Genomic DNA, 10,946 nt, shown 5'->3' with positions numbered 1-10,946 from the left:
TCTGTCTCATGTAGGAGTTGTTTGAGTCCCTCGCTAGTGAGGCATTCTTCCTTGGACAAGGCAGTATTCACCCCTTCTTGAACTAGCTTGTCATAAAGGGCAGAAATGTTTCCATTCAAGGCATCTTCATAGCGTTCAACGGCCTTTTTCCACGTGAAAGAATACTTGTTGGCATCAGCTTCTACCTTGGTCCCGTCAATGAAGAGGGCCTCATCTTCAATCAATCCATTCTCTCTGAGGAGGAGAGTGAAGTAGATGAAGGCAGTTTTGATGAGCTGATTGGCATGTGTGCTAGCCCGAAAACTGTTTATGGTCCGATAACAGACATAGGTATCCTGACTCAGCCATTTCATAGGAATGACTTCTTCATTCATTTGAACGATTTTTCGACCAGAGAATACCTGGCGAGCATAGGCGAACAGGGTCATTTTGAGCAACATGGCTGGATGAAAGGCTGGACGACCAGTATGGGAAGTTTCTTCTAATAGAACGGATAAAGGAATGGTATCCACAAACTGACTAATCAGACGAGCCTCGTGAGTAGCAGGTAAATCCCAAGCAAGATTTAATTCCAAACTTAACTGATTTGTGTTATACTGTTTATACATTTTCATGCCTTTCTAGTTGTTTTGTCGTTATTATAATTATAAAGCATGAAATGGAAAACGAGCAACTCCTAATTGGAAATGCTCGTTTTTTTATATGTGAGAAGCTAGTTTTTGCCCAGCCTCTTTTGCTTGCTCGTATTTTACATTGGTTTGATAAAAGTTTATAATAGAGGAGTTATCATAAAAGAAAGAAGTTTTATCATGTCTGAACAAATAAAAACGGGTCAATCTCGTGAGCAAGAGACCATGGTACGAGGCATGGCCTGGCTAACTGCTGGGAATTTTCTCAGTCGTCTGCTGGGAGTTGCCTATGTGATACCTTGGTATATCTGGCTTGGAGAACATCGAGCGGAGGCTAATGCCCTCTTTAGTATGGGTTATCAAATTTATGCCAATTTCCTCTTGATTTCTACAGCAGGTTTGCCGACCGCCATTGCCAAACAGGTTGCCAAGTACAATGTATTGGGGAAAGAAGAGGTTTCGCTCTATCTGGTTAGGGAATTTTTCAAGCTCATGTTGGTTTTCGGAGCCGTCTTTGCAGGAGCCATGTTTATCAGTTCTCCTTGGCTAGCAGAAGCGTCAGGTTCCAAAGAGAAACTGATTCCAGTCATGTATAGTCTGGTTCCTCCTTTGTTCATTTTTCCAGCCATGAGTATTCTCCGCGGTTTTTTCCAAGGTCGCCACGATATGAAACCCTACGCTATCAGTCAGTTGGCTGAGCAGTTGGTTCGTGTTATTTGGATTTTAGCAGCTACTTTTATTATCATGAAGCTGGGCAATGGGAACTATTTGGATGCCGTGGTGCAGTCCACTTTTGCGGCCTTTGTGGGCATGCTAGCAAGTGTAGGCATTCTGGTCTATACTCTCTGGAAACAGGGCTATCTGGGCAAATTACTCCATGCCAAGAAGCAAAAAGTATCTGTTAATACTAGTCAGCTTATCAAAGAAACGGTCAAGGATGCTATTCCGATTATTATCTTGAGTTTGACCATCCAGCTCTTGCAATTTATTGACCAAGTTACTTTTATCAATGTCATGGAGAAGATTACCAGCCTGACCAACTCGGAGCTCTTGGAACTCTATTCCTTCATGTCTGCCAATCCCAACAAGATTACCATGATGATTATCGGGATTTCTATCAGTCTGGGCAGTGTGGCTATTCCTCTAATTACTGAAAAATTTGTCAAAAAAGATTTGAAGGCGGCTTCCAATTTGGTGGCGGATAACTTACAGTTGCTCTTTATTTTTACTATCCCAGCTATTGTTGGAACGGTCTTGTTGGCTAGACCGCTCTATTCAGTCTTCTATGGTCAATCGCAGGACATTGAAATTCAGCTCTTTATTTGGAACTTGGTTATGATTTTACCACTGGGCTTGTATTCGGTTATCAGTGTAGTCATTCAAGCAATTTTTGAAAATCGTCGGGCAGTTATCTATTTTGCAATTGGGATGTTGATAAAAGTGGTCTTACAGTTGCCAATGATTTATTTGTTCCAAGTTTACGGTCCCTTCCTTTCAACCCTTATCAGTCTATCGGTCATGCTCTATTTATTTTATAAGCGTATTGACGCAGTTTTAGGTGTGGACGAAGGTTTGATTGTGAAAGATATTGTGACAATCAGTTGGATTTCCTTGGTCATGGGCGGGCTTGTCTGGCTCCTGGAATTGTTACTGAATTACATGCTACCAGCTAGTAGCTACCTATCGAGCTTTGTTCACTTAGTCCTTGCAGGAGGGATGGGAGTATTGGTCTTTGTCTTTCTGACCTTGAAAACAAGACAGTTGGATCGCTTGATTGGCAGTCGGGCAGACTTGCTTCGTCGTAAACTAAAATTGACTTAATAGAAAGTAGGAAAATCTGGAATGGATTTTCCTTTTTTCCTAGAGATTTTTCTATAAAAAATTTTGATTTTGTGGTAGAATAGTAGGGATAAAAAAGAGGAGAGAGATGATGAAACCTAAATACCAACGTATTCTAATCAAACTATCTGGTGAGGCCTTGGCTGGTGAGCGCGGTGTCGGTATTGACATCCAAACTGTTCAAGCAATGGCTAAGGAAATTCAAGAAGTGGCAGAATCGGGTGTTCAAATTGCCCTTGTTATTGGTGGTGGTAACCTCTGGCGTGGAGAGCCGGCTGCTGAAGCTGGTATGGATCGTGTGCAGGCAGACTATACAGGTATGCTTGGTACGGTCATGAACGCTCTTGTAATGGCTGATTCCCTTAAACAGCTTGGTGTAGATACGCGTGTTCAGACAGCGATTGCCATGCAGTCTGTGGCAGAGCCTTATATTCGTGGTCGTGCCCTACGTCACCTTGAAAAAGGTCGCATTGTCATCTTTGGTGCAGGTATTGGTTCACCTTACTTCTCAACGGATACAACTGCAGCCCTGCGTGCAGCAGAAATTGAAGCCGATGCCATTTTGATGGCTAAAAATGGTGTAGACGGTGTCTACAATGCCGATCCGAAGAAAGATGCCAATGCGGTTAAATTCAATGAATTGACCCACCGTGAAGTCATCAGCCGTGGTTTGAAAATCATGGATGCAACAGCATCTACGCTTTCAATGGACAACGATATTGACTTGGTAGTCTTCAATATGAATGAGCCAGGAAATATCAAGCGTGTTGTCTTTGGTGAGCAAATCGGTACAACGGTTTCTAACTCTACAGAAGAAAAATAAAACATAAAAAATTAAAGAAGGAAGTCTTATGTCTAAAGAAATTATTGCTAAAGCCCAAGAGCGTATGAACCAATCTCATCAGAGTTTGGCTCGTGAGTTTAGCCACATTCGTGCTGGTCGTGCCAACGCTAGCTTGTTGGACCGTATTTCAGTAGAATACTACGGTGCGCCAACTCCCTTGAACCAGTTGGCTGGTATTACTGTTCCAGAAGCGCGTGTGCTCTTGATTACACCATTTGACAAGTCTATCTTGAAAGATATTGAGCGTGCCTTGAATGCTTCTGACCTTGGTTTGACACCACAGTCTGATGGTACAGTTATCCGCTTGGTTATTCCTGCATTGACAGAAGAAACGCGTAAGAACTTGGCAAAAGATGTGAAAAAAGTGGGTGAAAACTCTAAAGTTGCTATCCGTAATATCCGTCGTGATGCTATGGATGAGGCTAAAAAAGCTGAGAAAGCCAAGGAAATCACTGAAGATGAATTGAAGACACTTGAAAAAGATATTCAAAAAGTCACTGACGATGCCATCAAGACAATCGATAAGATGACTGCCGATAAGGAAAAAGAATTGTTGGAAGTTTAATCTCTTTCCTTTCATTCCATCAAAAATCATCACGAACATGTCTAACGGAAGTGATGACCAAATAAGAAATCTAATGGGGGAGTTAGACAAGACTTCTCCCTTTTTTAATCAGAAAGAAGAAAATCATGAATGATTTATTAGCACACTATATGGTTGGTCTTGTGACCGACCAAAATGACCAGTTTTACTTTGTTCAAAAAGAGGGGCTGACCTTTGCCCTTTCAAAAGCTGAGGGAGAGTTTAAACTGGGGCAGTCTGTTAAGGGTTTTGCCTATACAGATATGAAACAAAAACTGCGCTTGACCACCAAGGAAGTTGAAGCAACGCGGACCAGCTTTGGTTGGGGTACTGTAACCGAAGTGCGCAAGGACTTGGGTGTCTTTGTGGACACTGGTCTTCCTGATAAGCAGGTGGTGGTTTCCTTAGACATTTTGCCTGAAATCAAGGAACTCTGGCCCAAAAAAGATGATCAGCTGTATGTTAAGTTGGATGTGGATAAGAAAGATCGTATCTGGGCCCTGCCAGCCTTTCAGGAAGATTTTCAGAAGCTGGCTGGTCCTGCCTATGACAATATGCAGAACCAAAACTTGCGAGCTATTGTCTATCGTTTGAAAATGAATGGGACGTTTGTTTACCTGCCAGACAACAATATGCTTGGGTTTATTCATCCGAGCGAACGCTTTACGGAGCCACGTTTGGGGCAGGTCTTGGAGGCGCGTGTCATTGGCTATCGAGCTGTCGATCGGACCTTGAATTTGTCTCTTAAACCACGTTCATTTGAGATGTTGGAAAATGATGCTCAGATGATTTTGACTTATCTGGAGAGCAGTGGGGGCTTTATGACCTTGAACGACAAGTCTGCTCCGGAAGATATCAAGACCACCTTTGGTATTTCCAAGGGGCAATTCAAAAAAGCCCTGGGTGGTTTGATGAAGGCTGGTAAGATCAAGCAAGATGAATTTGGAACGGAGTTAATCTAATCATGAGAGTCTATATTGCTGGAAGTGGTGCCATGGGCTGTCGGTTTGGCTATCAGTTGTCTAAAACGGCTCATGAAGTGATTTTGCTGGATAATTGGGATGCTCACATTGAGGCCATTCGTGAAAATGGCTTAAAGGTGACGGGTGATTTTGATGATGTGGTCCACTTACCGATTATGAAGCCGACCGAGGCGACGGAAGTGGCTGATTTGATTATTCTTCTGACCAAGGCGGACCAGTTGCCCAAGATGTTGCAGGATATTAAGGGGATTATTGGTAAGAAGACCAAGGTTCTTAGCCTGTTGAATGGGCTGGGTCATGCGACTACCATGCGCCGTTATGTGCCAGATGAAAGTATCATGGTCGGTGTGACTATTTGGCTGGCTGGGCTTAAGGGGCCAGGTCATGCACATTTGGAAGGACCAGGTTCCATCTCTGTTCAGAATATAGTTGGCGATGGTCAATCAGTGGCTGACATGATTGCTATGTTCAATGAGGCTGGTCTGAATGCGACCTACGATGATCATGTTATCAAAGCCATTTGGCAAAAGGCCTGTGTCAATGGAACCATGAATCCGACTTGTACAGTGCTGAATTGTACTATTGGAGAGCTCTTTGGTACAGAGGCTGGTCTGAATTTGGTGCAGGGAATTTTCAAGGAATTTATAGCCGTAGCCAAGTCAGAAACCGAGGGGATTGATGAAGAGGCTATTTGGAAGTATGTTATAGAGGCTTCTAAAAAGGCATCTAATCACTATCCTTCTATGCATCAGGATTTGGTCCAAAATGGTCGTAAGACAGAAATCGATTATTTAAATGGAGCTGTTGTATTCAAGGGCAAACGTGCAGGTATTCCAACGCCTTATTGCCAGATGATGACGGAAATGGTGCATGCTAAGGAAGCTATGCTTGGATTGAGATAGGGGTTGCCATGCTAATTGAAGTGGAAACGATAGAAGAATACATGGCTGCCTTGCCAGACAATCGCAGAGAGGCGGTTGAACGTCTGCACCAAGTCATAGTGGATCATTTGCCAGCTGGCTTTGCCGTGGGTGTGTTGGGTGGTATGATCAACTATTATGTTCCTCTGACGGCCTATCCCAATGGCTATCATTGCACACCTGGAGAGCCTTTGCCTTTCCTAGCCTTGGCGTCACAAAAGACCCATATTGCCCTCTATCATATGGGAATCTATATGGACAAGGGACTGAATGACTGGTTTGTAAAGAAGTATCAGGAACAAGTTCCAACCAAGCTGGACATGGGAAAGTCCTGTGTCCGTATGAAAAATCCTAAAAATATTCCCTATGAATTGATTGGTGAATTGGTGACAAAAATGTCTATGGAGCGCTATATAGAGCTCTACGAAAAAAATCATAGAAAGTAGATGTAGTGAGAAGAAGTTTTTATTCTTGGTTGATGACTCAGCGAAATCCGAAAAGCAATGAGCCTGTTGCCATTTTAGCTGACTATGCTTTTGAGGAGGTTGATTTTCCAAAACAATCAGATGACTTTGATGAGGTCAGTCGTTTCTTGGAAGAATCAGCTAGCTTTGCCTTCTCCATGTCGGATTTTGATGCCATTTGGGAAGAATATTTGGGACATTGATCGATTGTTTATGGGAGAGCAGTGGACAGATTGTTCACTGCTTTTCTTCCCTTTAAAAGCCAGTTTGCCTGTATTTTTGGTATAATAATAGAAAAGCACCAAAGGAGAAGTTTCTTGCAAGAACATTCGATTGATATTCATTTAAAACATCCAGATGATTTGTTTAGCCTTTTTGGATCCAACGAGCGTCACTTACGGCTGATGGAGCAAGAACTGGGCGTGGTCATCCATGCACGGACGGAAGTTGTGCAAGTCATCGGTCAGGGAGTACAAGTAGAACAAGCTCGGCTGGTTATTCAATCTCTCTTGGTCTTGGTCAATCGGGGCCTGGTCATCAATACGCCAGATGTGGTCACGGCTATTTCTATGGTCAAAAATGATGAGATTGAAAAATTCGTTGCCCTCTATGAAGAAGAGATTATCAAGGATAATTACGGCAAACCTATTCGCGTAAAGACTCTTGGTCAAAAACTCTACGTGGACAGCGTAAAGCGTCATGACATCGTGTTTGGAATCGGTCCTGCTGGTACAGGTAAGACCTTTTTAGCGGTTACTCTTGCGGTAACAGCCCTCAAGCGGGGACAGGTCAAGCGCATTGTTCTGACCCGTCCTGCGGTCGAAGCAGGCGAAAGTTTAGGCTTTTTGCCAGGGGACCTAAAAGAAAAAGTAGACCCCTATTTGCGTCCTGTCTATGATGCCCTCTACCAGATTTTGGGCAAGGAGCAGACCACGCGCCTAATGGAGCGGGAAATCATCGAAATTGCACCCCTGGCCTATATGCGGGGTCGGACCTTGGAAGATGCCTTTGTCATCTTGGACGAGGCGCAAAATACTACCATTATGCAGATGAAAATGTTCCTGACCCGTCTGGGCTTTAATTCCAAGATGATTGTCAATGGGGACATTAGCCAGATTGACCTGCCGCGCAAGGTCAAGTCAGGTTTGATTGATGCGACGGATAAGTTGAGCAACATTCCACAGATTGATTTCGTGCATTTTTCAGCCAAGGATGTGGTCCGCCATCCAGTCGTTGCCCAGATTATCAATGCCTACGAGCAGGAGGCTCTGGCAGCTGATAGCCGAGCAAGTTTTGAGACGATTGGGGAGCTGAAGAAAGAGCAAGATGCGGAGGAGTAATTATTTTCTGCTTCTTTGCCTGTCGAAATAGTTTGTGGAAAACAAGTGAGGGAGGACGCGTGATAAAACAAGGTCTACTGAGATTGGTTTTACTTGGTTTAGTCTGTCTATTAGCTGCCTGTGGTGGTCAGAAAATAGGAGATGACCAAACACAAGTTGAAAAAGCAGAACCGACTATCCAAACTAATTTTTATCAAGCTATAAATAGGGATTGGTTAAATGGTGGCTGGTTATCAAGTAGCACACCTTTCTACAATGAGTTTACAAGATTGCAAATGGAAGTAGATGAGCAATTAAAATCGGATTTTGACAAAATGGTAGCTGGTCAGCTAGAGCCTCAGTCTGAGGATTTAGTAGAATTTATCAAGCTGTATCAGCAGGGTCTTGATTTTACCAAAAGGGAAGAAGATGGTGTCAGAGTAGCTAGAATGATACTGGATGAAATGATGGGAATTGCTTCGTTTTCCGAGCTGAAATCGCTTAGTCAAGATTGGATTCGTAAGGACTATCCATTGCCCTATGGTCTTGATGTGATTGCCAATCCACGAAATACATCTGAAAGAATGCTGATCTTACTACCACCTCAGACGATTCTACCAGATAAGTCCTACTATGAAGACAGGGCTGTTCGTGAGAAACTCATGGATTCTTACCGTATATCTGCAAGACATATTTTGGAAAAATGTGGCTACTCAGACCAGGAGGCCATTGCTTTGGTTGAAGGAGCCATTACTTTTGACAATCGACTCGTTGACACTCTACCATCTAGTGAGAGTGTGCATAGTGATTGGGGACCTGTGAATGCAGAAGAACTTAGAACATTCTCAGAGGTCAAAAACTACTCTCCAACTTTATCAATTAGAGAACAATTAGTAGGACTGGTGGGCTTGGAACCGGAGGAAGTTTATGTTTCTAATCCAAGCTATTTTGAACAATTATCCCAATTTGTCAAGGAAGAAAATTTCTCAGAATATCGGTCATGGGCTTTAGTTAGTCAAGCAATGAAGTTAGCCCCCTATTTGACTGGGGAAATCATGCAGACAGCAGGGAGATTTCAAGCAGAAGTCCAAGGACTTTCAGCCTCCTATCCAAATGATTACATGACTTATCTGGATGTGACTGGAATCTTCAAGGAAAGTTTGGGTGTTTATTATGGTCGTAACTATGCCGATGAAACGGACTTAGTTGCCATTCAGGAGATGGCTAAGGCAATCTCTAGGACTTATCAGGAAAGGATTCTAGCCAATGATTGGCTTAGTCAAACCACCAAGCAAGCTGCAATAAAAAAATTAGTAAATATCACTTATCATATTGGCTATCCAAGGGAGTTGAGCGACTGGACCAAGTCATTAAAGGTTCGTGAAGACTTGTCTTATATTGAAAATATTTTGGCAATTACGATTCAAGCTAGAACAGGACTTTTCGAGCGTTATAGTCAGCCAATAGATAGACAAACTTGGGCTAGCAATGTATCGGCAAGTGAAGTAACAGCCGCCTATGCTCCTAGTCAGAATGCGATTTATATTCCGGCGGCTATTTTACAAGCTCCTTATTATGACAAAAATCAATCTGTGGCCGAGAATTATGGCGGGATTGGCAAAATTATTGCTCATGAGTTTGTTCATGCTTTTGATGCTACAGGAGCAAATTTTGATGAGACTGGTAGTCTAAAAGACTGGTGGACAGAGCAAGATAGACTAGCATTTGAAGAAAAAAATAAAGCCCTAGTAGACTTGTTTGATGGTCTGGAAGTCTATGGTGGTAGAGTAGATGGTCACCTAACCTTGTCTGAAAATCTTGCGGATTTGGGAGGAATACAGATTGCTTTGGCTACGCTCAAAAAAGAAGAACCGTCAGCTAACCTAAAAGAATTTTTTGAGAATTATGCCCGTAGCCGTCGAGAAATGGTTGCGGTTAATTATGGCCGTTATCAACTTCAGGTAGATACACATTCTCCAGAGGAGTTTCGGGTCAATATTCAGTTGCAGCAGATGGATGATTTTTATGAAGTCTACACTATTCAAAAGGGAGACCCCATGTATAGGGCACCCGAAGAGAGAATGGTTATTTGGTAAAGGAAAGGTAACAATCTATGATGGACTTACCTATTCCAAGATGAATGTTGAGAATGCAGGATGATTTTATGATAATTTCCAATTTATCCACCCGCTTTCAAGTTCGAAAGCTAACTGAAGCCGACTTAGAGCAGGTTTTAGCCCTCTACCAGACTAACCCCCTCTATTTTGAGCATTTTCCACCCCTGCCTAGTCTGGAAAGTTTGGCCAATGACCTGGTCGATTGTCCACCAGGTAAGGAGCTATCAGATAAGTATTTTCTAGGATTTTGGGACAAAGAGCGATTAGTTGCCATCTTAGACCTAATTGACGGCTATCCGACAGAAGATACTTGCTATATCGGACTGTTTATGGTAGATGCTCATTTTTCTGGACAAGGTCTTGGTTCAAAGATTATAGCAGAGCTTCTGCCCCAGTTAGCAACTCGCTTCAAGAAGGTGCGTCTTGGCTATGTAGAAAGCAATACCCAGTCTAGTCATTTTTGGTCCAAAGTTGGATTTTGTCCAACTGGCGAGGTCAAAGAGTTGGTTGGTAAAACGATTGTCATAGCCGAGTACGCTTTTGGATGATAGATAAAAAACCTGTCTAGATTTTATGAACTAGGCAGGTTTTCTTGTCATCTAAAAAATGGATTGACATTTTTCTCATGTCCAACGCTGGTATTTTGACCGTGACCGGGATGGACAGTGTAGTGGTTTGGTAGGGTAAAAATGTGTTCCCTGATACCCGCAATCAAGTCGTCAAAGTTGCTGGTTGGCAGGTCTGTACGCCCAATCGTTTCACGGAAAAGAGCATCACCTGTAATGACCGCTTCAGCTTCTGGGAAGATAAAGGATACCCCACCAATAGAGTGACCAGGTGTTGGAACAACCTTGAAATGAAAACCGTCAAACTGGTAGTCTTCTTGGTATTGGAAGGTATTTTCTGCAGGTCGGCAGACCACATTGTCCATATCATCGTGACGAGGTAGACCTGATAGATTCATCTCTGGCGTGTAGAGCCAGCTGGCCTCGCTTTCAGCCACATAGACAGGCGGGAAATTGTAGCTTTCACGCAGGATGTCCAAACTCATAATATGGTCGTAATGGGTGTGGGTCAAGAGAATCGCTGAAATGGGTTTGCCAATTTTTTCAATCATAGCTTGGATTTTGGTCCAGTCACTTCCTGGGTCAACGACAAGCAGGTGGCTATCGTTTTCAATGTAGTAGGTATTTTGAAAGGCAACAGGGTTGACAGATTTGTGGATAAACATGGTATTTCTCCTCACAG

The 10,946-nt window shown here is 43.0% G+C and carries 12 protein-coding genes; 10 read left to right on the top strand and 2 right to left on the bottom strand.

The features are described 5' to 3' along the window. Positions 1-608: transposase (locus tag C1E58_RS04540; RefSeq protein ID WP_161951269.1), on the bottom strand; the 608-nt coding region annotated here is incomplete at its 3' end. 201 nt (positions 609-809) lie between these two features. Here C1E58_RS04540 and C1E58_RS04535 point away from each other — a divergent pair. The 10 genes from C1E58_RS04535 (at position 810) to C1E58_RS04490 (ending at position 10,246) form a co-directional block, all read left to right on the top strand. Beyond that, positions 810-2,450, top strand: a complete 1,641-nt coding sequence (locus tag C1E58_RS04535) for a putative polysaccharide biosynthesis protein (protein ID WP_105116909.1) — start codon at positions 810-812, stop codon at positions 2,448-2,450. A gap of 106 nt (positions 2,451-2,556) precedes the next feature. Further along, positions 2,557-3,291 (top strand): UMP kinase, encoded by a 735-nt coding sequence (pyrH, locus tag C1E58_RS04530; RefSeq protein ID WP_172029101.1) that lies wholly within the window; start codon positions 2,557-2,559, stop codon positions 3,289-3,291. 28 nt (positions 3,292-3,319) lie between these two features. Next, positions 3,320-3,877, top strand: a complete 558-nt coding sequence (gene frr, locus C1E58_RS04525; RefSeq protein ID WP_029187063.1) for a ribosome recycling factor — start codon at positions 3,320-3,322, stop codon at positions 3,875-3,877. A gap of 125 nt (positions 3,878-4,002) precedes the next feature. Then, positions 4,003-4,857, top strand: coding sequence for an RNA-binding virulence regulatory protein CvfB (gene cvfB / locus C1E58_RS04520; RefSeq protein ID WP_105209512.1), 855 nt, complete (start codon positions 4,003-4,005; stop codon positions 4,855-4,857). Positions 4,858-4,859: 2 nt separating this feature from the next. After that, a complete protein-coding gene (locus C1E58_RS04515; protein ID WP_105209511.1) occupies positions 4,860-5,780 on the top strand; it encodes a 2-dehydropantoate 2-reductase in 921 nt (306 codons plus the stop codon). Positions 5,781-5,788: 8 nt separating this feature from the next. Continuing rightward, positions 5,789-6,244, top strand: coding sequence for a DUF1801 domain-containing protein (locus C1E58_RS04510; RefSeq protein WP_105209510.1), 456 nt, complete (start codon positions 5,789-5,791; stop codon positions 6,242-6,244). Between the two features lie 5 nt (positions 6,245-6,249). Then, positions 6,250-6,465, top strand: coding sequence for a YozE family protein (locus C1E58_RS04505; RefSeq protein WP_105114529.1), 216 nt, complete (start codon positions 6,250-6,252; stop codon positions 6,463-6,465). 114 nt (positions 6,466-6,579) lie between these two features. Then, a complete protein-coding gene (locus C1E58_RS04500) occupies positions 6,580-7,602 on the top strand; it encodes a PhoH family protein (RefSeq protein WP_105209509.1) in 1,023 nt (340 codons plus the stop codon). Positions 7,603-7,661: 59 nt separating this feature from the next. Next, a complete protein-coding gene (locus C1E58_RS04495; protein WP_153055821.1) occupies positions 7,662-9,677 on the top strand; it encodes a M13 family metallopeptidase in 2,016 nt (671 codons plus the stop codon). Between the two features lie 68 nt (positions 9,678-9,745). Next, a complete protein-coding gene (locus C1E58_RS04490; protein WP_105209507.1) occupies positions 9,746-10,246 on the top strand; it encodes a GNAT family N-acetyltransferase in 501 nt (166 codons plus the stop codon). Between the two features lie 47 nt (positions 10,247-10,293). Here C1E58_RS04490 and C1E58_RS04485 read toward each other — a convergent pair whose 3' ends face one another. Further along, positions 10,294-10,929 carry an MBL fold metallo-hydrolase gene (locus C1E58_RS04485; protein ID WP_105209506.1) on the bottom strand — a complete coding sequence of 212 codons (636 nt, stop codon included), beginning with the start codon at positions 10,927-10,929 and terminating at the stop codon, positions 10,294-10,296. Between the last annotated feature and the right edge of the window lie 17 nt (positions 10,930-10,946).

The sequence above is a fragment of the Streptococcus suis genome, assembly GCF_002964575.1.
Classification (GTDB): domain Bacteria; phylum Bacillota; class Bacilli; order Lactobacillales; family Streptococcaceae; genus Streptococcus; species Streptococcus suis_R.
Note: the sequence above shows the minus strand (reverse complement) of the source record. Positions and strands in the feature narration are given on the sequence as shown.